The sequence below is a fragment of the Bombilactobacillus folatiphilus genome (genome assembly GCF_023380265.1).
GTDB classification, from domain to species: domain Bacteria; phylum Bacillota; class Bacilli; order Lactobacillales; family Lactobacillaceae; genus Bombilactobacillus; species Bombilactobacillus folatiphilus.
Map to the genome: position 1 here is coordinate 62,154 of NZ_CP093366.1, position 22,792 is coordinate 84,945.

At 40.8% G+C, this 22,792-nt stretch carries 21 protein-coding genes; 15 read left to right on the top strand and 6 right to left on the bottom strand.

Translation table 11 applies throughout. From position 1 onward, the window contains the following. Positions 1-3 precede the first annotated feature (3 nt). Entirely contained in the window at positions 4-759 is a 756-nt protein-coding gene (locus MOO45_RS00285; RefSeq protein WP_249514442.1) for a DUF1129 family protein, read from the top strand. Positions 760-1,331: 572 nt separating this feature from the next. Here MOO45_RS00285 and MOO45_RS00290 read toward each other — a convergent pair. Both MOO45_RS00290 and MOO45_RS00295 read right to left on the bottom strand, forming a co-directional pair. Then, positions 1,332-2,210, bottom strand: a complete 879-nt coding sequence (locus tag MOO45_RS00290) for a Fic family protein (RefSeq protein WP_249514443.1) — start codon at positions 2,208-2,210, stop codon at positions 1,332-1,334. Positions 2,211-2,288: 78 nt separating this feature from the next. Further along, a complete protein-coding gene (locus MOO45_RS00295) occupies positions 2,289-3,308 on the bottom strand; it encodes a zinc-binding alcohol dehydrogenase family protein (protein WP_396022410.1) in 1,020 nt (339 codons plus the stop codon). 144 nt (positions 3,309-3,452) lie between these two features. On the opposite strand from MOO45_RS00295, the gene MOO45_RS00300 reads away from it, so the two are divergent. Continuing rightward, positions 3,453-3,785, top strand: coding sequence for a winged helix-turn-helix transcriptional regulator (locus MOO45_RS00300; RefSeq protein ID WP_249514444.1), 333 nt, complete (start codon positions 3,453-3,455; stop codon positions 3,783-3,785). Positions 3,786-3,860: 75 nt separating this feature from the next. Here MOO45_RS00300 and MOO45_RS00305 read toward each other — a convergent pair whose 3' ends face one another. Further along, positions 3,861-4,556, bottom strand: coding sequence for a GTP pyrophosphokinase (locus MOO45_RS00305; RefSeq protein WP_249514445.1), 696 nt, complete (start codon positions 4,554-4,556; stop codon positions 3,861-3,863). 132 nt (positions 4,557-4,688) lie between these two features. Here MOO45_RS00305 and MOO45_RS00310 point away from each other — a divergent pair, with 132 nt between their 5' ends. The 6 genes from MOO45_RS00310 (at position 4,689) to MOO45_RS00335 (ending at position 9,704) form a co-directional block, all read left to right on the top strand. Beyond that, a complete protein-coding gene (locus MOO45_RS00310) occupies positions 4,689-5,252 on the top strand; it encodes a TetR/AcrR family transcriptional regulator (protein ID WP_249514446.1) in 564 nt (187 codons plus the stop codon). 22 nt (positions 5,253-5,274) lie between these two features. Continuing rightward, positions 5,275-7,665, top strand: coding sequence for a YhgE/Pip domain-containing protein (locus tag MOO45_RS00315; protein ID WP_249514447.1), 2,391 nt, complete (start codon positions 5,275-5,277; stop codon positions 7,663-7,665). Between the two features lie 239 nt (positions 7,666-7,904). Continuing rightward, positions 7,905-8,069 (top strand): hypothetical protein, encoded by a 165-nt coding sequence (locus MOO45_RS00320; RefSeq protein ID WP_249514448.1) that lies wholly within the window; start codon positions 7,905-7,907, stop codon positions 8,067-8,069. 499 nt (positions 8,070-8,568) lie between these two features. Beyond that, positions 8,569-8,718 (top strand): hypothetical protein, encoded by a 150-nt coding sequence (locus tag MOO45_RS00325; RefSeq protein WP_249514449.1) that lies wholly within the window; start codon positions 8,569-8,571, stop codon positions 8,716-8,718. A 99-nt stretch (positions 8,719-8,817) separates the two neighbouring features. Continuing rightward, on the top strand, positions 8,818-9,462 hold the full coding sequence (locus tag MOO45_RS00330; protein ID WP_249514450.1) for a hypothetical protein: 645 nt from the start codon (positions 8,818-8,820) through the stop codon (positions 9,460-9,462). 35 nt (positions 9,463-9,497) lie between these two features. Further along, entirely contained in the window at positions 9,498-9,704 is a 207-nt protein-coding gene (locus MOO45_RS00335) for a hypothetical protein (protein ID WP_249514451.1), read from the top strand. 62 nt (positions 9,705-9,766) lie between these two features. Here MOO45_RS00335 and MOO45_RS00340 read toward each other — a convergent pair whose 3' ends face one another. Then, positions 9,767-10,087 (bottom strand): DMT family transporter, encoded by a 321-nt coding sequence (locus MOO45_RS00340; RefSeq protein WP_249514452.1) that lies wholly within the window; start codon positions 10,085-10,087, stop codon positions 9,767-9,769. 408 nt (positions 10,088-10,495) lie between these two features. Here MOO45_RS00340 and MOO45_RS00345 point away from each other — a divergent pair, with 408 nt between their 5' ends. The 3 genes from MOO45_RS00345 to MOO45_RS00355 all read left to right on the top strand — a co-directional run bounded on the left by MOO45_RS00345 (position 10,496) and on the right by MOO45_RS00355 (position 15,840). After that, complete coding sequence (locus MOO45_RS00345) at positions 10,496-11,533, top strand: PTS sugar transporter subunit IIC (protein ID WP_396022417.1); 1,038 nt, start codon at positions 10,496-10,498, stop codon at positions 11,531-11,533. Positions 11,534-11,614: 81 nt separating this feature from the next. Continuing rightward, positions 11,615-12,742 (top strand): exonuclease SbcCD subunit D, encoded by a 1,128-nt coding sequence (locus tag MOO45_RS00350; protein WP_249514454.1) that lies wholly within the window; start codon positions 11,615-11,617, stop codon positions 12,740-12,742. Beyond that, positions 12,742-15,840, top strand: a complete 3,099-nt coding sequence (locus MOO45_RS00355) for an AAA family ATPase (protein WP_249514455.1) — start codon at positions 12,742-12,744, stop codon at positions 15,838-15,840. Before MOO45_RS00350 ends, MOO45_RS00355 begins: the two co-directional genes overlap by 1 nt. Before the next feature lie 34 nt (positions 15,841-15,874). Here MOO45_RS00355 and MOO45_RS00360 read toward each other — a convergent pair whose 3' ends face one another. Continuing rightward, positions 15,875-17,437 (bottom strand): APC family permease, encoded by a 1,563-nt coding sequence (locus tag MOO45_RS00360; protein WP_249515107.1) that lies wholly within the window; start codon positions 17,435-17,437, stop codon positions 15,875-15,877. A gap of 277 nt (positions 17,438-17,714) precedes the next feature. Between MOO45_RS00360 and MOO45_RS00365 the strand changes: the two genes are divergently transcribed. From MOO45_RS00365 to MOO45_RS00380, 4 genes are all read left to right on the top strand, one after another. Next, complete coding sequence (locus MOO45_RS00365) at positions 17,715-19,160, top strand: 6-phospho-beta-glucosidase (protein WP_249514456.1); 1,446 nt, start codon at positions 17,715-17,717, stop codon at positions 19,158-19,160. A gap of 15 nt (positions 19,161-19,175) precedes the next feature. Then, a complete protein-coding gene (gene celB, locus MOO45_RS00370; RefSeq protein ID WP_249514457.1) occupies positions 19,176-20,474 on the top strand; it encodes a PTS cellobiose transporter subunit IIC in 1,299 nt (432 codons plus the stop codon). Positions 20,475-20,485: 11 nt separating this feature from the next. Beyond that, complete coding sequence (locus MOO45_RS00375) at positions 20,486-20,794, top strand: PTS sugar transporter subunit IIB (protein WP_249514458.1); 309 nt, start codon at positions 20,486-20,488, stop codon at positions 20,792-20,794. 95 nt (positions 20,795-20,889) lie between these two features. Further along, a complete protein-coding gene (locus MOO45_RS00380) occupies positions 20,890-21,594 on the top strand; it encodes a MurR/RpiR family transcriptional regulator (RefSeq protein WP_249514459.1) in 705 nt (234 codons plus the stop codon). Between the two features lie 6 nt (positions 21,595-21,600). Here the strand turns inward: MOO45_RS00380 and MOO45_RS00385 are convergent, their stop codons facing one another. Next, positions 21,601-22,686, bottom strand: coding sequence for a tRNA dihydrouridine synthase (locus tag MOO45_RS00385; RefSeq protein WP_249514460.1), 1,086 nt, complete (start codon positions 22,684-22,686; stop codon positions 21,601-21,603). Between the last annotated feature and the right edge of the window lie 106 nt (positions 22,687-22,792).

Genomic DNA, 22,792 nt, shown 5'->3' on the forward strand with positions numbered 1-22,792 from the left:
AGTATGGATCCCAGAGAAAAAAATGAGCAAAAACAAGCACAAAGTCAGGAAAAAACAATTAAACGTCAACAACAGTTAGCGACGGAAGAACAGATCCGCAATGCTGATGCAACAGCTTTGTGGCAAAAATTGAGCCGCAAGAATGAAGATTACTTATTTAAATTGCATAAAGCATTACAAAATAACGGTAAAACGACTTCGCAGGCGCAAGAAATCATTGATAATTTGTTGCCAGAAGTGTTGGAAAACCAGGTCAAAGGGATTACAGCGCGGCAACTTTACGGTAAAGTCGCTGATAAGCTAGACGCTACCTTGCATAGAAAGGTGCCGTCCCAGACAGCTGCTAATACACCAATGTGGCAGATGGCGGTTGATAATTCCCTATTGTTTATTGCCGTGTTTGCGGTCATGTACGGTATCATGAGTCTGTTTATCAAAAATCCAAGTCGCGATAATCAAAGCGGAATTCTATCCATTTTGATTATTGCCATTATTTGGGGTGTGCTCTTTGGTTGGCTCAATAAGCGTATGATGACAAAAAAAGAGGAGCGTGAACCATTTTGGAAAACGATTCTCGTCATTATTGTCGGACTGTTGTTTATGATGTTGGCTTGGTTATTCACGGTCTTGCTGCCACCAGTATTGAATCCAATTTTGCCAGCTTGGGCCGAAATTCTGATCGCGGTCGTGGCCTATGGCTTACGTTGGTTGTTCCGGCGGTATTATCATATTACTTTCAGTTCATTTACCGGTAAATAAAACTTGTTTATGTAAAATTAATGCTTCATTGTAGTTAGTCGAAGCTAGCTATGATGGGGCATTTTTGAGAAATATACGGACAATGGCTTTTTCTTGTCTAAGGCTCGAATTGTGTTATTATATTCATATAAAGAAAAAGCCTAGTGCGCTAACACTAAGCTTTAATGCAAGCCGTTTTAAAGACGGTAGCTAAATTTTAGAATTAAAAAACCATCCTAGAACTCGCTAAAGTTTATACAGGACGGTTTTTTATTTACTTTTTGTGATTTAAAATCATCACAATGATTTGGACAATTACATTGCCAAATGAAATAATTACCATGAATAACTGGTAAATACTCAAGTAATGCTGTTTTCCTTTCCGTCAGTTTCTTCCGTATTCTCATACGCAAGCACCTCCTTGAGAACAAACGGCTACCGCCCATAAAACTTCTTACTTTTATATTATATCATAAAAAGCAGTTAAAAGCCTATTAGATTAGGATTTTGACCGCTTTTATGTGGAGTCCTTGTAATTAAATGTCGTTAGAAAATTCATCAAATCTTATCTAGTATTTTATTTTGACGATTACTCATCGATCAATCTCTCCGTCTTTTTGTGCTTTATATTCCCTGAAAAGTTTATCCCAATCTAGTTTGCTTTTCGCAAAATCTTTTTGAGCCTCTTTTTCGTTTTCTTCACCTAATTCTAGTGTATCTGTTCTCCTATTCAATTCACTTTTGACATAATCCGCAATTAAATTTCTAAATGGACTCATATTTTTATCGGAGCGTGACGTTTCTAAAGCTTCCATATACTTATTTCTAGCTTCTTTAGACGGGTTAACATTAATCACAGGATAACCATTTTTGGTTAATGCAAAATTCATTAATAATCTAGCCGTTCGCCCATTACCATCTCTGAAAGGGTGAATTGAGACAAACTTTTGGTGTAAATCTGTGGCATATTGCACGGGGTGTAAAGTTTCTGAAGCTTGATTACTCCATTGAATCAGATTATCCATAGCTTGCGGAATGTCATAAGGTGCCAAATATGGGTGATCTTCTAAACTATATGGATAAACATCAATTTGTCGATATTTTCCAGCTTCGTCTTTAGATTGTAAAGTTTCCAGTGTAGCTATACGGTTTAGATTACGAATATCAATTGTCTGCAAGGGCCTTTTTTCAGTTGCTAATTCTTGCATATAACCATACGCTTCATTTAAATCAATAATTTCTAGTGTTTCCCTAATCGTCTTACCATGAATCGTTGCTCCTAGACCACTATTAATAATTGCTGCTGTTTCATATTTATTGAACGTATTTCCCTCAATGGCTGCTGAAGACCAAACGTGCTCAATGCGAATATTTTTCTCTAACTGTTTAACTTCTGTGGGAGGGAGTGGCCGATATTGATTCATTTTATCTTTTAATTGCGTTAATTCTGTTAATTTAGCTTCGTAATTCATTAAATCATCACCTCTATTAATTGATAGTTTATCATTTTTAAATTTCATTATCGTTTGAGCTAAAATTGAATTAATTTTTTATCTTTTCCATCCAGCTAATATGACTTTGCCAACCATTCGCCCCGATTCGATATCGTGATGGGCCTGACGCAGGTTAGTTGCGTTGATTGGTGAATAACTGATTTTATTGATGGGAATCAAGAGTTTAGTTTCGTATAACTTAGCCAATTTACTTAAAATGTCATGTTGAGTCATCATGGATGGCAACTGGTAGTAAGATTTGCTGTACATCCACTCCCAGCTGAAAGTGACCCTTTTTTTGGTTAATTTTTGTAAATCAATTAATTGGTGATTTTCTGTTGTTGCCACCACTTGACCGTCGGGTTTGATCAGTTCGGCAATTTCTGACCAGTGTGCATCAAGGTTATTTAAATTTAAAATTTTATCGACATAACGAAAACCGAGAGCTCGCATTTGTGAAACCAAATCTTGGTGATGATCAATAATAAAATCGGCGCCTAAGTCTTGAACCCAAGCAACAGATTGAGGTTTGGAAGCCGTGGCAATCACAGTTAAACCGGCCAACTTGGCTAATTGAATCGCCATTGAACCCACGCCACCGGATCCATTAATAATGAGAATTTTATCGTTTTTTTGAAGCGAAAACTTTTCAAATAACGATTCATATGCGGTTAAACCAACTAATGGGACGGCAGCTGCTTGTTCATCAGACAAATTTTGAGGAGCGGTTCCGACAATTCGTTCATCAACTGCCTGCAATTGTGTGTTACTTCCAGAACGTTGGAAGTCACCAGCATACCAAACACGATCGCCGGGTTGAAACAAAGTAACTTCTTTGCCCACCGCCTGCACTTGACCGACAGCATCCCAACCAAGCACTTTGGGATGTTTAAGACGTTGGGCGGAGCCACCGCCACGCACGCCCGTATCAACCGGATTCACAGAAACGGCGTTGACTTGTACTAAAAGATCATGCGCTTTCATGGTTGGGGTTGTGACCGTAATATCTTGTAAGCTGTTTGGATTAGAAATCGGTAAATGTTGGTAAAAGCCTACAGCTGCGATTTGATTATTCATAATGTGCTCCTTTTTAGTTAATATATTGAATAGCTTAACTGGGATTTTGAAAATGTTAATAGGTGAATTTAAATTCACCATAAATTTTTTCTAAAAAATGCTAAAATTAATTATGAGATAATAATGATAAGTAGGTTAATAAAAATGCGGAAAATTTATGATTGTGATCCCGGTTGTCCCGTTCAAAATACGATGATGTTTCTGGCAGGCAAATGGAAGTGTGTGATTTTGTATCATTTATTTCAGGAAGAAGTTTTACGTTTTTCTGAATTGCAACGAAAACTGCCGTATGTCAATAAAAGAATGTTGGCCAAACAATTACTGGAATTAGAGAAGGACGAAATCATCGCCAAAAAAGTGTATCCCGTTTATCCACTCAAAACAGAATATTCCGTGACGGATTTTGGGGCCACCTTTTATCCAATCATTCATGAGATGATGAATTGGGGCGAAAAGTATCTGGACGCTGTTAGATAAAAATAGATTAAACAACACAAAAAAACACCAAATTATCCAATTAAAGATAGTTTGATGGCTTTTTTGGAGATGCAATTATTTTGATTTATCTAAATCTTTAGCAATTTGTTGCATCCCAACTTCAATATCGTTGATTCGTTGGGAATAGTCGCCCAATTTTTGCGTATAAGAGTCAGCTTTTTGCGCACTCGTCTCATTTTTATAGTGTAATTTGTGTTCCAAACTGGCCCACATTTCCATGCCGCTGGTCCGTAGTTGGACTTCGACGGGGACATCTTTATGTGTTTTATTCGCCAAGAATACGGGCACACTAACCACCAGATGAAAACCACGATAACCGTTTGCCTTAGGGTGATTTAAGTAATCTTTGGTCTTGAGCACTTTGACGTCATCTTGATTACTAAGAACGTCTTTCACACGTAAAATATCATCTAAATAGTTGGTAATTACGCGAATGCCGGCAATATCCAGCATATTCTTGTTAATACTGGCCAGTGAAAAAGGCAGCTGCTTGCGCCGTAATTTTTCAAACAAACTGGACGGACTTTTGAGGCGTTCTTCGATCAAATGGATCGGATTATGGTGATGGGCGATAGAATATTCGTCATCTAAATTCACGAGCTTGGTACCAATTTCGTTAATCGCGGAGCGCCGTAACATATATAAATGAATCAGTTGGTTCAAGTCAAGATCTTGATCTTGGAGCAAAACGGAGCTGATTTGTGTTTCAATTTGATCAATACTTAAAAAATTATTACGTTCTAAAATCATAAAAACCTCCAGATTTTTTAATTATAAGACTTTCGGTGACTAATTCAACGACAATGACTTGCCAAAAAGGGGATTTCGTATTAAAATTACAACTTGTAATTTTAGAGTTACAAATAGAAAGATGGTGTGGAGATGAGTAATCAAAGAGTGACCAAAGACCAAATTATTCAGACAGCTCAAGGAATAATTTTCCACGAAGGGTTAACGGCTTTGTCTTTTCCACGCTTATCTAAAATGCTGGCGATCAGATCACAGGCACTGTACAACTATTTTGATAACTTGGACGATTTGGTCAATCAAATTGGCGCCATTTTTATGGATAATCTCTATCAACAAGTCATTGAGAGCTTAGTTGGTTTGTCTGGCAAAGCTGCTTTTAAGAAGTATGCGGAAGTCGCACATGATTATTTTGAGAGCCAAGGTAAGATGGTGGAGTTGATTTATGATGTGCATAAAGTCAATCGTGAGAGCCAGTTTTATCAAAATACGGCCAAAGTGTTGGCGTTGTTGAATAAGTTAGTTGACAGTGTGCATCTGAAGCAAATGCACGCACAAAGTTATGTACAAACATTAATTAGTTCAGTTTTGGGATTTACGGCAATTGAAATGATGGGTTTTTTGCCACCAGAAAAAAAGCAACGGCAACTCGAATTTCAAGAGCTATTGAATTTGCAACTGAGCGAAATTGATGAATAAATAAGGAGCAGAGCACAGTCAGATGATTAAGAAAGAATTCCAGTTTATTAAGCATAATCGCTTAATCTTGATTTCGTTGATAGCCATTGCGTTCATCCCCTTTTTGTATTCCATTTTTTTCCTAAGATCAGTTTGGGATCCTTACGGACATACGGGTGATTTGCCCGTGGCGGTGGTGAATCAGGACCAAGCCGTGAAGTATGAAGGCAAGAAGTTGGCAGTTGGCAAGCAATTAACTAAAAAATTAAAGTCCAATCATGATTTAGGTTGGCGTTTTGTTTCACCCCAAGTTGCGCAAAAAGGTCTGAAAGATCGCAAATATTATACGGTCATCACGATTCCGCGGAATTTTTCCAAAAATGCGGCGACAGCTTTAAATAAGAAGCCTAAGCAAATGCAACTCAAGTATGAAACTAATGGTTCGCTCAATTATATTGGTCAAGTAGTCAGTAAAATGGGTGTCGATCAGTTGAATACGCAGATTCGTTCTTCAGTGACGCAGGCTTACGCGCAAGCGATGTTTGAAGCTTTGCACGTGGTCAGTCATGGGATGAAACAAGCTGGGGACGGAGCAGCGCAATTGAATACAGGAACGGTCGCGTTGAATGATGGTTTGAATCGGTATACGGCGGCGATTTCGCAAGTGGATAATGGGGTTCAAAGTTTGAATCTTAGTGTGGCACCCTTAACTAGCGGCTTGGCTCAATTACAGCAACAGGTGCAACCACTAGGCAGTGGCGTGGGTCAGTTGACCACTGGTGCTGATCAATTAAGTAACGGCTTGACGCAATTGCAAAATGCGGTGAGTGCGAGTGCTTCAGGCAGTCAACAAGCTCAATTACAACAAGTCGTGGCTGCTTTGCCACAAATTAATACTGGTTTACAGCAATTGAATCAAAGTTTACAAGCTAGTCAAAATTTACTGGGCGGTTTGACGAATTTGCAGATGAGCTTAAGTAATGTCGGTGCACAAACCCAAACAATCGGGGCTAATTTAACACAAGCTCAACAAACATTGGCTAATTTGCAGGCAACTGGTGGTACTACCGGCGCCAACAGTTCGGATGTTGTTGGGCAAGTTAATCAAGCTTTAGCTAATCAAGGACTTACGCAATTAACACCAGAACAGCAAAGTGTGCTCGCTCAAGTGATGCAACAAACTGCCGCGCAAAATAGTACGAACGAAGACGTCACCACGGCTTTGCAAAGTGTGGCTGGTAATTTGCAGACAGCAGGGACAGCAACGCAAGCAATTAGCGGTAACTTGCAACAAATACAGCAGGTCCAGCCACAGCTTCAACAAATTCAGGGGCAAATTGGACAATTACAGAGTAGTGTCAGTCAGTTAGCACAAGCGTCAAATGTCGCTTTACCGGGTGCTAGTCAGGCAATTACGCAATTGAATTCGGGTGTCCAAGGTATTCAAGGTGCGTTAAACGGCACGGGCACTCAAACTGGTTTGACGAGTGGTGCCAACCAATTAGCGACAGGCTTGTCGCAATTGAATCAATCAGTGCCAACGTTAATGAATGGAATTAATCAATTAAGTGCTGGTGGCCAGCAATTAGGTAGTGGGGTCGGTCAATTAGCCAGCGCGACAGAACAACTCAATGCAACAGGACCAAGTTTAACTGCTGGTAGTCAGCAATTACTTGGCGGCACGCAACAATTAAGTCAATCGTTGCAGGATGGTGCTAAACAACTGGGGAGTATCAAACCAACGAAGCGCAATACCAAAATGATTGCGGAACCGTCCAAAGTTAAGCACAAAGAATACAGTCATGTGGCCGATTATGGTCATGCCTTGGCGCCATATGTCTTGTCATTAGCTTTATATGTTGGTTCAATTGTCTTTAACTTTGCTTATCCCATTCGCAAAGTTGCCGAAAAGGGCAAACCAGCTTGGCAATGGTTCTTAAGTAAGGTCACCGTCGGTGGCATTGTTGCCGTAGCGATGGCGATTGTGGAAGCGGGACTGATGTTAATCGGTGGTATCCAGCCAGATAATTTGGCTCAATATTTCACCACGGCGATTATCTTCTCGTTATCTTCAATGTACTTGATTATGCTCTTATCAATGTTGTTTGATAATCCGGGACGTTTTGTGGCGATGGTGTTATTGATGTTGCAATTAGGCGGTTCCGGCGGAACCTTCCCAATGCAATTAACCAGTCATTTTTATAATGTGATTCATCCATATTTACCGATGACTTATTCGATTGATGCCTTCCGCGAAGCAATTACTTCCGGACTAGGCAATGAAGTCTTTGGACAGGCAATGTTGATCTTATTAGCATTGATTATTGTTTGCTTAATCTTATTGTATTTCAGCATGGATTTCTTGCAGAAAAAGCATTTAGATGGTAAATCGCAATTGGACGATAATCAAGAATTGCAAGCGGTCGAAGAATAAAGATTGTAAGCATTAAAAAAGAAAGCTGAAATTTGAGTGATCAAATTGTCGGCTTTCTTTTTTTGTGGTGATCAAGTTAAAAAATAAACAAAAAGTATATTGTCAAAGCGAATAGATAATGCTAAATTGAAATGGTTGTATAGTTTTTTACATAATAATGATTATATTTGTATAAAAGCGTCAATAAATTGTTTAAATTATAAAATAAAATCAAAAATCAAAGGAATTGTTATCAAATCATGGTTCAAAAACTGAGAGCAATCATTTTAGCGTTGCTACTATTATTACCAATCAATTCTTTACCAAAAGTATCAGCTGCTACGACCAGAGCCACGCCCGTGAATGTGCAAAAGACAGCTAAACAATCAACGACGAGCGATTTATTAACCGGTGATAACATCTGATCACAAATAACAGCCAAGCAGGTTGGACCTACGACCAAGGCTACTCTACTAACGGTGCCTTACCCTTAGCAACGCCAATTACGGGGCAATTTGGTAGTTGTGATTGGACTATTGGAACTAACGGAATCTTAACAATTAATCCAGGAACTTTGGGAACTGCAATTGGTCAAACTTTTCAAGATCAGTATGGTAATACACGAAGTCCCAGTGGTGGTAATTGGTTACCATATTTCTTTTATATTACTAAGGTTGATAATTTCGCCAGGGGTTAAAGTTCCCACAAGTATGAACCGTTTATTCAGTAGTTTTGATACAGGAAATTTAGTGAAATCTTATTCGCAAGGATCCAGTAGTATTTTTGCTCATTCAGAACTTTGGCAGTTAACTTTAGGACCTAAAACAGCTTTTTTTAGATGATTATAACTATTCTAGTCAGTTACCACATATTGATAAGCATACCGATTCGTCTACTTTTAAAGACGGTGGCAAGACTTACCAAGTGCTCAGCAAAGATTGGCAGGCGGTTGGTGATGGGACGGTTCACCATCCGACAGGTAAAACTTATGATGGTGGAGCTGGGACATATACCAAGGATGGTTTTGAAACATGTTTAATGACAGGCCGTCCCCAAACGCAAACTTATGTTTGACAACACGAACTCCAAAATCATGCGCCGGCTATCAAGATTGATAGTGTTAATGATGTTACGACGAGTTTAGCATAAGTCCATGACTATCATGATGCGAATTTGCCAGCTATCACTTTTAAGGGGCAGATTACCGATGAGGATAGCCCCAGTTATCAAATTTATTATGTAATTGATCCGATGACTGATCAAATGTCGGTGAAGGATGCTAAACAAATGACACCAGATCAAGGCTTTTATCCATTGGTGTCGTCGATCCCCAAAGAAAGTCCTGATAATAACCAAACTAATTATACTGTGGCTTTGACGGATAATGACGCGCTAGCACAGATCGCAAAGCCACAAGCTGGAGGCCACAAAATTGGTCTGTATGTTGTGGATAATGGCTCACAAGGTAGTACCGAAAATCCTAAAATATCTCCGATAGCAACTTTTGCGGTACAACAAAACGGACTTGCGAAGTTCCATTATGTTGATAATGCAGGCAATCTCTTGCCAGAAATTAATTCTGAGGTCCCTGATCAAACGATTGTTGGCTTAGCAGGACAACCGATAGATTCCAAATATTTTCCTAAGGATGTTTGGACCAAACATTGTCATTACCAATTGAATTACAGTCAGTTACCGTCATCTGTAACTTTTGACAAAGATGGTGATCCTGATGTCAAGGCGGTTAATGTGCCTTATAATTTAGGAACGTTAACTTTGTCAGCTATGAAGAAACTGGATTTTGGGCAGGAAACCTAAAGTATGATTCTACGCCAATTACGACGGAGCCAACTGTGATCCGCAAGTTCAATGAAGCTGCAGATTCCAAAGGAGCTGCTTTGGGGGAGTCGGTGACAACGGATATTTCCAAAGACTGGTGGAACAGTCAAGATCAACAAGTAAATGGACCGATGCTGGATTTGCGGACGCTGACTACGACACCAGAAAAGAGAGCGTACAATGCAACTATTAATTGGAGCCTCACCAACAGTTTATTGTGATAAAATTGTTATCTGTTGAGCTTGCCGGTAACGACTGAAACGTTTCACGTGAAACAATTTGACTAATGATTACTAAAAAGATTGACGAGAACGATACCTAATAAAATCAAAACTAAGCCAATGATGGTCATGAAATTGAGATTTTCTTTCCAGATAAAGTAACTAATCGCGGTGGTGGCCACAATGCCAATGCCGGACCACAAGGCGTAGGCGACACTTAAGTTGATCGTCTTCAAGGATAGTGACAAGAAGTAAAAGCAAATACCATATGAAAGTAACGCGCCAAGTGTGGCGAATAATTGGGTGAAACCATTTGAAGCTTTCAACAAGGAAGTACCCAAAATTTCGCCGATCACGGCCACAACTAAATAAAGATAACTCAAAATAAGATTTCCTCCTGAATGAAGTCTGCAGTAAATTTTAGATAATACCTTATTACAAATAAATTGGGGACGCAATGAAGATCATTTGTTAACTACTAGATTAAGAATTGCTAAATAATTCTTAAAAAGACTTTGCTTTTTATTAGAAAATCAGTTATGATAATTTTTACAAGAAGGGAGAATTTCAAATGATGAAGACTAAGTATAATCAATATCTTGCAAAGAAGATTGCCTATTATTATTTATACTTTAATTCATGATCTTAAGTTCTCAAATTTTCTAGATTGGGACTGTGCAGATCTTTTAATGGTGATTAAAAATTGTGCAGGACCAGTATTGATGAGTTGTTTGTTAGCCTGCATATTGGATGCAGGCTTTTTTAGTTGGTGCGAGGTGGAACAAATGAAAATTGGTCAAATAATAAAAAAAGTTGCGTGGGATACCTTGAACGGCGTGTCCGTGGGCGTGGTAGTGGCTTTGATTCCCGCGGTATTAATGAATTTAGTAATTAAAGCGCTCATGCCGCTGTGGCCCGATGTAGGGAATACGATCACGTTTTTAACAAATATTGCGACGGCTTTGTTGCCTGTGGCGTGTGCTGTTTGTGTGGGAATGACAGCCAAATTGACTTCGATTCAAACAGCTTCAATCACTTTGGCAGCTATGGGTGCCGCTGGAAATATCACTGTGAAAAATCAACAGTTGGTGCTCAAAGGAAGTGGCGACGTGATTAATGTAGCGTTGACGATTATGATTGCATATCTGTTGGTTTTAGTTTTGGGTAAAAAACTCAAAGCTTATACAATTTTATTGGTGCCATTGCTTGTCACTTTAGTTGCTGGCGGCATAGGGTTGTTCTTGTTGCCATATGTCGGTCAAATCACGACGGAGATTGGGATTGGCGTGGAACATCTGATGACTTTGCAGCCGATTGTCATGGGGGCAGTCATTGGCATTGTGTTTGCGTTATTGATTGTCTCACCGATTTCGTCGGTCGGAATTGCGACTGCAATCGGAATCCATGGTGTGGCCGCAGGTAGCGCTAATTTGGGTATTACCGCAGCTGCCTTTGCGTTAGCAATTTACGGTTGGCGAGTTAATTCGATTGGCACCTCCTTAGCGCACTTTTTGGGTTCACCAAAAATGCAGATGCCCAATTTAGTGGCACATCCCAAAATTTTATTGCCGGTTATTGTGAATTCAGGATTGATGGGCGGCTTGGGAGCAATTTTAAAAATTCAAGGTACCACAACTAGTGCCGGCTTTGGTTTTTCAGGATTAGTTGGTCCCAGCGTGGTCTTAGAGCAGCTATCCGTGACTCCCTTAAATTGTTTGTTGGTAATTTTTTTGTATATTATTTTGCCCGTCGGTTTGGGTTTATTAAGCAATTGGCTGTGTCAAAAACGCTTATTTGAAGCCCAAGATTTAGCTTTACATTTTGATTAAATTAATAATCGTTGCTTAAGAAGCAGCGATTATTTTTTTGACAGTGTACAATTAAAGAAAAAGTGACGAAGGAGATTGAGCATGCGATTTTTACACACGTCTGATTGGCATTTGGGTCGGCGGTTGCATGGTTTTGACTTGCAGGCCGAACAAGCTGACGCATTTTCCCAAATTGAACAAATTGCTTTGGCGCAACAAGTTGACGGTGTGATTGTGGCCGGCGATTTGTACGATCGTTCTTTGCCTGCTGAACAATCTGTGCGGATGTTGAATCAACAATTTAAGCAGTTAAATTTGGTAGATCACTTGCCGTTATACGTGATTGCCGGCAATCATGATAGTGCGACGCGCTTGGCGACAGGAGCGTCTTGGTATCAGCAAACCCACTTATATGTAGCGACACAATTGGCACAGGCATTTACGCCCGTGGAATTGACGGACACACAAATATTTTTGTTGCCATATTTTGAACCTTTTGCGGCTCGACAATATTTTCATGATGAGCAGCTCCAAACGCTACAACAGGCGATTGTACCAGTTTTCCAAAAAATGAAACAGGTCTTTGATCCGGCCAAAAAGCATGTATTAGTGGCCCATTTTTTTGTGGCAGGCAGTAGTCAGACGACGTCAGAAACGCCGTTGACGGTGGGTGGTTTGGCAGCGATCCCCAGCGATTTATTAGCTGATTTTGATTATGTTGCCTTAGGCCATTTACATGGTAAAGATGCGCTGCAGTTACCCAATGCTCGTTACAGTGGTTCGCCGATTAAGTTTTCGTTGTCAGAAACGACTCAGCAAAAAGGGGTGTGGATTGTAGATACGGAGCCCTTTTGGCTACAATTTTATCCGCTGAAGCTGTTGCACGACGTAATTCATTTGACACAAAGCTTTCAGACTTTAACCGATGAAAGCTATTATCAAAAGCAAGATTTGAATAATTATTTTGGGATTACGTTAACAGACCGGCAAATTATTCCGAATTTGTTATCACGTTTGCGGACGATTTATCCTAAATTACTCACCGTAGAACGCCAAACTAAATTGCAGTTGCCCGATAGTGCGAAGTCTGATGTACGGCAATTGCAGCAACAGGATCCGATGGATTTATTAACAGACTTTTATGAGCAAGTGGCACAAGTTCCGTTAACGAAGCAGCAACAACAATGGGCAACGCAAGCTTTGCAATTAGCACAAAAAGAGGTGCAGTAATGCGACCAATGAAACTGATTTTGCAAAATTTTGGTCCATATGTGAATGAAACGGTGGATTTTGAGCGTTTGCAGCAAAACGGCTTATTTTTAATTACGGGCAAAACGGGCAGTGGCAAAACCACGATTTTTGAAGCGTTGACTTTTGCCTTATACGGGTCCACGACCAGTGATGATCGACCGCCGGAAAGTTTGCGTTCAGATTTTGCGTCATCGCAAGCAGCAACTTCGGTCCAATTAACCTTTGAGCATCGTGGGAAAATTTATCAGGTGATACGTTTGCCGAAGCAAATATTAGCCAAAAAGCGGGGAGTTGGTGATAAGGAATATGAAAGTCGCGGGCGCTTAAAGATTTTTAAAGATGCACAGCAAGTTGATGAATTGACCAAACTCAAGGATATTAATTTAAAATTATTAGATGTGTTGCAGTTGTCCAGGCAACAATTTATTCAAATCGTTTTATTGCCGCAAGGTGCCTTTCGCCGCTTTTTGATGGCGTCAAGCGTGGATAAAGAACAAGTGCTTCGCAAAATTTTTCGAACGCAATTATATCAAAAGTGGACGCAAATATTGAATGATCAACTCAAAGATCAACAGCGACAGAGCAAACAGCTTCATCAAACTTTAACAACTGATTTGACCAAAATTCATTGGGTCACGACCCCTGTATCCAAGGCCTTGTCTGCCGTTCAACAAATTGCCGACTTAGAACAGCAGCAACAGCAACAGCATGCTAAATTAACGCATCGCCAAGCGCAACAACGTGACCGCCAAGCACAGCTCCAGCAACGGCAACAAGCACTGTCAGAACATCAAAAAATTAATAACCAAATTGAGCAATTAGCACAACTTCACCAAACACAACAGTCTCTTCAGCAACAACAGGACAATTTTGAACAAGTAAAGCACCAAATTCAGCAGTTAACTTGGGTGAAAGATCGACAAGCTGCCGTTCAACAAATCCAGACTTTACAGCAGCAGCAACAAGCCGTGACGACCCAACAGACTACTTTTGTGCACCGCCAAGCGCAACTCCAGCAACAATTGGCGTCAGCAAAGGCGACCCAGCAAGATTTAATTCAAAAAACACCGCAAGATCGTCACCGCCAAGCGCAACTTGCGACTTTGAACGCGCAGCGTAAATCTTATGTTCAATATCAGCAATTACAGGATCAATTAACTGAGGCACACCAACAAGTCGAACAGGCGTACCAAAATTTACAACAAACCAAAGCACAGGTCGAGCAAGTCCAAACGACATATCAACAAGCTTTGAATGCAGTGCAAACGTTACCTGATTTGTTGCAGCAACAACAATGGACCCAAAATTTAGTCCAACAGTTGCACGAATGGCAACATCACCAGCAAATTGAACAAGAATTAGAGCACCAGCAGCAACATTTGCAAGACCAATTCGTGTATCAACAACAAGTTGTAGCTCAATGTCAAAACCACCAGCGCGCGTTAAAAGATCAATGGCTGCAAAATCAAATTGCGACTTTGGCGGCCCAATTGAGTCCCGACCAGCCTTGTCCCGTGTGTGGCAGTTTAGACCATCCAGTTCCTAATACGAATGCGCCCAAAGCTGTCACGGCTTCCGCTGTCAAATTGGCGGATAAACAATTAACGACCAGCCAAGAAGCGTTGGTTCGTTTGCAAACGCAAATACAAGCCCAACAATCACAGCTGGAAGTGCAGCAACAAGCAATTGTTCAAATTCAAGTCACTTGTCAAGAATTATGTCAGCAATTAGCAATATCAATTGATGCTGATGATTTAGCCGAGCCAGTGGCGCCCATTTTGGCGCAACAGCAAGATCATTTACAACAATTGACAGTACGAGTGCAAAAAGTGCAACATCAACAGCAAACCGTGGCACAGACAAAAAGACGTCTGCAAAATTTGAATGAAACGCTGACACAATGGCAAACTAAACATCAAAGTGCACAACGCGTTTATCAACAATTGTCAGGACAACAGACGATGTTAGCCCAACAATTACCCGGGAAATATTCAGACTTAGCCGCAGTGGATCAAGCCATTACACAATTAGCGCAACAAGTTCAAGATTTTTCTGAGCAACTAACCAAAAATCAACAGCAATTACAACGAGATCACCAACAACAAGCTGCTTTGAATGCACAAGCGGAATTAGTTCAGCAACAATTAGCCCAAATTAGTCAAACTTTGCAAGCGAACACGCAGCAATTGACAGCACAAGTGCAAGCTTATTTTGGAGAAAATTCGCAACAGCGTTTTGACCAATTGACAGCACAATTGCCGCAATTAACCCATCTTCAGCAAGCCGTCAGTGATTATGAGCAGCGATGTCAGACGGTAGCGACGCAAATTCAAGTTTATCAACAATTGATTGGATCTCAGCGCCAATTTGATGTAACCGCGGAGCACCAACAATTAGTAGAATTGCAGTTGCAGTGGGATGCAGATGCGGCTGCCACAGAACAATTTTATCATCAGGTGCTCAATAATGATGCACTATTGCAGCAGTTGCGACAAACTCAACAGGAATTAACCGATCGGCAGGATCAAGAAGATCAATTACAGATTTTGGCAGAAACGATGGCTGGCAAAAGTGCTGCCAAGTTGAGTTTGGAACGGTTTGTCTTGCGGGCACAATTAGTTGATATTTTAGAAGTGGCAAACCAACATCTCCAACAGTTCAGCTCAGGGCGGTATTACATGCTGTTGCATCAAGCTCAAGGTACTTATCAAAAAGACACAGGCTTAGAAATTGATGTTTATGATGATAATGTGGGTGAGGTACGCAGTGTGCACACTTTGTCTGGCGGCGAAAGCTTTTTGGCAGCGTTGAGCTTGGCTTTGGCGTTGGGCGAAGTGATTCAGGAACAGGCTGGCGGTGTGCAAATTGAGGCTTTGTTCATTGATGAAGGTTTTGGTTCATTAGATCAGGAGTCACTTTTGATAGCCTTGCGCGCTCTGGAACAAATCCAAACGGGTCACCAGGTAATTGGCATTATTAGTCATGTGGCTTTGTTGAAGGAGCAAATTCCGAATCAATTAGTGGTGCACGCAAATGATCAAGGTCAAAGTACGGTGCAGTTAAAAATTAGTGATTGATAAAATTAATATCAAAAAAGAAACTCTATTTTAATTAAAATAGAGTTTCTTTTTTGATTTTACGGTTAATTTGATAACCTTGATTGAGAAAGCGTGACTGCCAGTAACTGTGCGTGCCCCAATAATAGAAGCCACCTGAACACAAGATAATGATGAGAAAATCATAGGGATAGTGGAGCCAATTTTGACCATTAAATTGCCGACTACCAATAAAGGACATGATCGCCATAAAAATCAAATAACAAATCAGCCACGCGGCTCCTTGCAGTTCTTGCTTGGTCGTTTGCCAGCCGGCTTTGGCTTCATAATAAAAATAAATGGGTAAACCCAAGGTAATAATAAAAATAACTTGAATCGTAGTTGGCCACATGCCCCAATAAATTGCTAAAGACGTGAGAATAAAGGCTAACGGAGCCATTAATTTCAGATGCTTCAGGACAATTGGTCGTTTAAAGTGTGGTGCTAATTTACGTAAAGCAACAACAGTGGTCGGACCCGTCAGATAAGCAATTAAAGTGGACGTACAAATTACGGTCGCCAGTGATGCCCATGATCGAAACAAGCCCACCATGACCATGCTTAACAAGGCATCGATCACCATGGCGGTCCTGGGCGTATGGTATTTTTGATTCAACTTGCCCAAAAATTTGGGTAAATGTTCATTATCTACCATGGCGGCCAAGGCTCTGGATGTCGAAGCAGTGAAGGAGACACCGGTGCCAAATGGCGATACAAACGCATCTAAGTATAAGAGGATTGCGAGCCAATAAATATTTAATAAAATAGCCAAATCGGCAAAGGGAGAATTAAAGTTGATCCCTTGCCATCCATGACACAACATGTGTGGCGTCATGGATGTAATAAAAGTGCTTTGTAACAAAATATAAATGACGGCACTAATACTTAGCGAAATTGTGATAGCGCGACCAATATTTTTTTGCGGATTACGCACTTCGTTGCCCATGTTAATTACGGTTTGGAAAGCATCGAATGAAAAAATGATTCCGGACACGGACGTTGCTGCAAAAATCGGCGCACTACCGTAAGGCATGAAGGAATGCCAAGTGTGCCCATAATTGGCCGGATGAAAGCTACTGATTGTCAATAAAATCACCGTTAACAAAGGAATCGCAATTTTAAAGAGCGAAATAGCACTCGTAAAATGGGTCAGTAAGGCGACCGACCAATAGTTCAACAATGTAAAGATAATAATAAAAATGAAGACCATAATCAAACCGCGATTAGTTACCGTGTTATTGTGCATGAATTGATTCGTAAAATGCGCCCATTTGAATGGCCAAGCGCTCATATATTGTACGGCCGCGACCGCTTCAATCGGCAATAGGGTAATCAACGAAATCCAATTGGCCCACGCGGCAATGAAGCCTAAGAGCGAACCATGACTGTATTGGGCAAATTTGCTCATACCACCGGATTCCGGAAACATAGTGCCTAATTCAATATAGTTGTAAGCGATGGCGCCGATAATAATGGCACCCAAAATCCAAGAGATGATGGCTGCAGGTCCTGCGACGGCAGATGCTTCCCAAGCGCCAAATAACCAGCCGGAACCAATTAAAGATCCCAAGGCTAACATGACCAAATGAAATAAATTGATTTTGGTAGATGAGGAACTTGTTCGCTGAATTCTTTGATACATTGATGAATGATTTTTAATTTTCTTCATAGGGTTAGTGTAAAAGATTGTTGGCCAAATGAAAAGGATAAATTCTGGCGATCAGGCTAATATTCAAAAAATAGGAGTGGAATTTTCTGAAACGTGTTTCTTAAATGTCTCCAATACAATTTGCTTTTTGGAAACAAAGTGGTATTATGTTTCTTGTAAACGCTTTATAATTTTAGGAGGAAACATAATGGGGAAAACGACAACGTTGCGACCAGATTTTTTATGGGGTGGAGCAGTGGCAGCTCATCAATTAGAAGGTGGCTGGCAAGCTGGCGGCAAGGGTGTCAGTGTTGCTGATATCATGACGGCCGGTGCTAATGGTGTCCCACGGCAAATCACCAAGGGTGTGCAACCAGATTTGTACTATCCAAACCATGAAGCAATTGACTTTTATAATCGTTATCCCGGCGATATCAAGCTATTTGCCGAGATGGGGTTCAAGTGTTTTCGGACTTCGATTGCGTGGACGCGGATCTTTCCAAATGGTGATGAAGACCAGCCTAATGAAGCAGGTTTAAAGTTTTATGATGATTTGTTTGACGAATGCTTGAAATATGATATTGAACCAGTGATTACTTTGTCCCATTTTGAAATGCCGTATCACTTGGTTGAAGAATATGGTGGTTGGCGCAGTCGCAAAGTGATTGATTTCTTTGTCAAATTTGCCGAAGTTGTTTTTAAGCGCTACCAACATAAGGTTAAATATTGGATGACTTTTAACGAAATCAACAATCAGTCGGACTATCAAAATGATTTTTCGATTATGACTAATTCCGGTTTATTCAAACATGACGGCGAAAATATGGAGCAAACGATGTATCAAGCCGCTCATTATGAGCTAGTGGCCAGTGCCGAGGCTGTCCAAATTGGGCATCAAATTAATCCTGAGTTTCAGATTGGTTCGATGATTGCGATGGTGCCGTTGTATCCAGCAACCTCTAAACCGGCAGATGTCATGAAAGCGCAGCGCGCCAACCAAGCGCGTTATTGGTTCGAAGATATTCAATCGAATGGTCAATATCCTAAATGGCTGACAGCTTATCAACATAATCAGGGCTGGGACATGGATATTACCTTAGCTGATTTGGATGTTTTAAAAGCCGGAACGGTTGATTATATTGGCTTTAGCTATTATATGTCGCGGGCGGTGTCGGCGCATGATGATGAGCGGGTCGATTATCATTATGACGAAGCGGCGGATAGCGTGGACAATCCTTATGTGGAAAAATCGGAGTGGGATTGGCAAATTGATCCCGAAGGTTTGCGCTATGCGATGAACTGGCTGGCAGATCGTTACGACAAACCGCAATTCATTGTTGAAAATGGGTTTGGTGCCGTGGATCAAAAAGAAGCAGATGGTTCAGTCCATGATCAGTATCGAATTGATTACTTAAAAGCACATATTGAACAAATGAAATTGGCTGTCTGTGAAGATGGTGTGGACTTGATGGGCTATACCCCATGGGGCTGTATTGATTTAGTTTCAGCTGGGACAGGGCAGATGTCTAAGCGTTACGGTTTCATTTATGTTGATAAGGATGACGAGGGCAACGGAACTTTGGAGCGTTCCAAGAAAGATTCCTTTGCTTGGTACCAAAAAGTCATTGCGTCTAATGGTGAAGATTTGAGTTAAAAAGGGGAGAGGAAAATGGCACAGGAAAAGTCAAAAAATAGTTTTTTGACCACTAAATTAATTCCGTTTTTCCAAAAGATTTCAGCTGAACGACATATGGTTGCCTTGCGTGATGGGATGGCTGCCGCGATTCCCATGATCATCATCGGCTCCATGTTTATGATTATTGCGCAATTTCCTGTTAAAGGTTATTTAGCCTTCATGGCTCAGACCTTTGGTCCGCATTGGGCGGATATCTTGCAGTACATTACCAATGCGTCATTTCATATTATGGGCTTGGTTGCCGTTGCTGGTATTTCATATAATTTGGCGAAAAGTTATAAAGTCGATTCTTTTTCAGCGATGATTGTCGCCGTTGGAGCCTTTATCTTAACGATTCCGTTAAAAACCGATAAAGCCGGTAATATGTGGGTCCCATTGAAGGAATTGGATTCGTCTGGTTTATTCATTGCGATCTTGGTAGGATTATTCATTACTGATTTTTATGTCTGGATTGTCCACAAGAATTGGACCATTAAAATGCCCGCTAGTGTTCCACCCGCAATTATTAATTCATTCGCGTCTTTAATTCCCGGCGCATTGTCATTATTTTTGGTTTGGTTAATTCGTTTAGGTGTAGAAGCCACGCCAATGCATAGTATTCCTAATGTAATTACTTTCTTCTTACAAGATCCATTGAGTAAGTTGAGTAATACTTTACCCGGCGCGTTAGTTGCTGAAGGTTTAGTCTGTGTTTTGTGGATCTTTGGGATTCATGGTTCCAATACAGTGGCGGGGGTCATGCAGCCGATTTGGTTAAGTGCCATGGCGCAAAATGCGGCTGCCTTGAAAGCTGGTCACGCTTTACCAAATATTGTAACGCAGCAGTTCTTTGATAACTTTGTGCATATGGGCGGTTCTGGTGCAACTTTGGGATTGGCCTTGATGATTGCCTTTCTGTCCAAGAGCAAAGAGTATAAAACTTTGGGTGAATTAGTCATTGGTCCAGCAATTTTTAATGTCAATGAACCAATTATTTTTGGTTTGCCCATTGTGATGAATTATAAAATGGTCATTCCGTTTATTGCTGCACCTTTGACGAATGTGACGACGACTTATCTAGCTATGAAATGGGGTTGGGTCGCCAAAACCATGGGCGTGGCTGTTCCGTGGACGACACCACCAATTATGTCGGGTATTTTAGCAACGGGTCATATTTCTGGTGGAGTTATGCAGATTATCAATATTATTTTGGATACTTTGATTTACTACTTCTTCTTTAAGAGTATGGATAATGAAAAGGTCAAAGCCGAACAAGCTTTGGCAACTGAATAAGGAGTTCCATTATGAGTGAAAAAACCATTATGTTGGTGTGTGCCGCAGGCATGTCGACCAGTTTATTAGTCAGCAAAATGCAAAAAGCCGCCGAAGAAAAGGGCATTGAGGCCAAAATTTTTGCGACAGCGGCCGCAGATGCTGATGCTAAAATTGAGACTGAGCAACCTGATGTTTTAATGTTAGGACCGCAAGTTAGTTATATGTTGGATGATTTCAAAGGTCGGGTTAATATTCCGGTGGAAGTCATCAATATGCAAGATTACGGCATGATGAACGGTCCCAAAGTGTTAGATGAAGCTTTGAGTTTGCTCAATTAAAAGATATATAAAATAAACAAGCGATTCTGTCAGGAGATTTTTCCTAAAGAATCGCTTGTTTTATTGTATAATCAGAACGTTGAGGTGATAAAAGAGTGCCGATTAATGATTTAACTAAAATGCAACAAAAAATTTATCAGTATATTTTGGACCATAAAGAAACCGTAAAGGATTTTAGTTTGCGGCATTTGGCCGAAGAATTAGATGTCGCACCAGCTTCAGTTTTACGCACGATTAATCGCTTGGGATATCAACATTATTATGAATTTTGCCAGCAATTAAACCAAGAAGTTGCTGAAGATCGTTTAGACGATGTGACTTATCAAGCTCAAAGTTATTTTGCTCAGGCGCCGGAATATGAGACACAAATGCAACAGTTTTTGAATTTGGTGTTTGCGGATACAATTTTTATTTTTTTTGGTGTGGGAACTTCAGGCGATTTGGCCAGTTATGGTGCTCGCCAATTTGTTAATCACGGTCGGGAGGCTTTTGTGATTTCAGATCCATTTTATCCGGTGCAGTTGGGGAAGAATTCATTAAAAAACCATTTACTGATTGTTCTATCTGCCAGTGGTGAGACCGCCCAAACTTTGGATCAAGTGGTTAATTTTTATGATCATAATGCCAAAATCGTCAGCATCACAAATAATCCGACTAATTCGTTGGCGGAATTGTCGGATTTGAATTTTTCGTATGAAATTCCGGAGCGCATCGTGGGTCAAGGCGTCAATTTAACAAGCCAGGTACCGGTCGTTTATTTGCTTGAGCGGTTAGCGCAAGTTGTGCATCAATGTCAGTAATAGATTTTATTGGTCGTCAGTGTTGGACTGGCGGCTTGATTTTTTTATGGGAATGACGATTTGTTCGGGAGCGACCATCTGTTGTTCAAAATCATCCAAGAGTTGACGGGCTTCGTCGGTGCTATTACTATCCATTAGGGCCACACGGAGGTCAGAAGCATTATCAAAATGCCGCACGTAAATTTTGAAAAAGCGGCGTAATTTGCGAAAATTCAGCGGACCGTGTTCGGCATTAAATTGATCATGCAGATCTAATTGCATACGTAACAGATGTAAATTTTCAGCTAAAGTGTGTTCTTTGGGGGTGTCTTCAAAGGCAAAGGGGTTTTCAAAAATGCCACGTCCAATCATAATGCCATCGACACCGGGATGTTGGCGTACTAACGCTAAGCCCGCTGCGCGATCCTTGATATCACCATTGATTTGCAGCAGAGTGTTGGGCGCATATTGATCACGGAGCGCCACCAATTCGTCAATTAGTTCATAATGAGCGGGAACTTTGGACATTTCCTTGCGTGAACGGACATGCACGGTTAATAGGGGAATATCTTGTTTTAGTAAAAAGGGAATCCAAGTTTTGTAGGTGTCAAGTTCATTAAAACCCAATCTAGTTTTGACTGAAACGGGTAAGCCCGCCGTTTTCGCGCCCGCAATGACAGCTGCCGCATCATCCAAATGGCGGATCAAATCAGAACCGCCACCATTTTTAATAATCGTCGCGGAAGGACAACCCATATTAAGATCAATTGCTTGGTAACCATGAGCTTTCAAATCTTGACTGGCTGTCTCAAAATCAATTTGCCGATTACCCCAAATTTGTGCGATGGGCATTTGTTCACCAGGCGCGACATTCAAACGAACTTGCGCGGTGAATTTGGCCTTAGGATGTGTGATACTGCGGGCATTGGTGAATTCTGTAAAATAAACATCGGGTCCACCGGCTTGTGCCACGACACGCCGGAAAACAGAATCGGTGACGCCTTCCATCGGTGCCATAGAAAAAAAGGGAATTTGAGTTAAGCCCGCGACTGCAGGATGTTGTTGGGCACGCTCGACAACGTTTTGCCAGTAGGCAGATTTAATTTGAACCATGAATGACTTTCCTCACTGATCTATAATGCGAAACTCTATCTATCTTAGCGATATTTAGGCGAGCTTTCAAGCTAGGACTTGGGAATGTAATAAAAAACTTCAGAAG

What these genes read in the sequence shown, in the direction of transcription:
- MOO45_RS00315 (WP_249514447.1), top strand. Translation starts at nt 5,275, where the DNA reads ATGATTAAGAAAGAATTCCAGTTTATTAAGCATAATCGCTTAATCTTG.
- MOO45_RS00305 (WP_249514445.1), bottom strand. Translation starts at nt 4,556, where the DNA reads ATGATTTTAGAACGTAATAATTTTTTAAGTATTGATCAAATTGAAACA.
- MOO45_RS00295 (WP_396022410.1), bottom strand. Translation starts at nt 3,308, where the DNA reads ATGAATAATCAAATCGCAGCTGTAGGCTTTTACCAACATTTACCGATT.
- MOO45_RS00375 (WP_249514458.1), top strand. Translation starts at nt 20,486, where the DNA reads ATGAGTGAAAAAACCATTATGTTGGTGTGTGCCGCAGGCATGTCGACC.
- MOO45_RS00355 (WP_249514455.1), top strand. Translation starts at nt 12,742, where the DNA reads ATGCGACCAATGAAACTGATTTTGCAAAATTTTGGTCCATATGTGAAT.
- celB (WP_249514457.1), top strand. Translation starts at nt 19,176, where the DNA reads ATGGCACAGGAAAAGTCAAAAAATAGTTTTTTGACCACTAAATTAATT.
- MOO45_RS00310 (WP_249514446.1), top strand. Translation starts at nt 4,689, where the DNA reads ATGAGTAATCAAAGAGTGACCAAAGACCAAATTATTCAGACAGCTCAA.
- MOO45_RS00285 (WP_249514442.1), top strand. Translation starts at nt 4, where the DNA reads ATGGATCCCAGAGAAAAAAATGAGCAAAAACAAGCACAAAGTCAGGAA.
- MOO45_RS00365 (WP_249514456.1), top strand. Translation starts at nt 17,715, where the DNA reads ATGGGGAAAACGACAACGTTGCGACCAGATTTTTTATGGGGTGGAGCA.
- MOO45_RS00360 (WP_249515107.1), bottom strand. Translation starts at nt 17,437, where the DNA reads ATGTTAGCCTTGGGATCTTTAATTGGTTCCGGCTGGTTATTTGGCGCT.
- MOO45_RS00350 (WP_249514454.1), top strand. Translation starts at nt 11,615, where the DNA reads ATGCGATTTTTACACACGTCTGATTGGCATTTGGGTCGGCGGTTGCAT.
- MOO45_RS00290 (WP_249514443.1), bottom strand. Translation starts at nt 2,210, where the DNA reads ATGAATTACGAAGCTAAATTAACAGAATTAACGCAATTAAAAGATAAA.
- MOO45_RS00300 (WP_249514444.1), top strand. Translation starts at nt 3,453, where the DNA reads ATGCGGAAAATTTATGATTGTGATCCCGGTTGTCCCGTTCAAAATACG.
- MOO45_RS00320 (WP_249514448.1), top strand. Translation starts at nt 7,905, where the DNA reads ATGGTTCAAAAACTGAGAGCAATCATTTTAGCGTTGCTACTATTATTA.
- MOO45_RS00385 (WP_249514460.1), bottom strand. Translation starts at nt 22,686, where the DNA reads ATGGTTCAAATTAAATCTGCCTACTGGCAAAACGTTGTCGAGCGTGCC.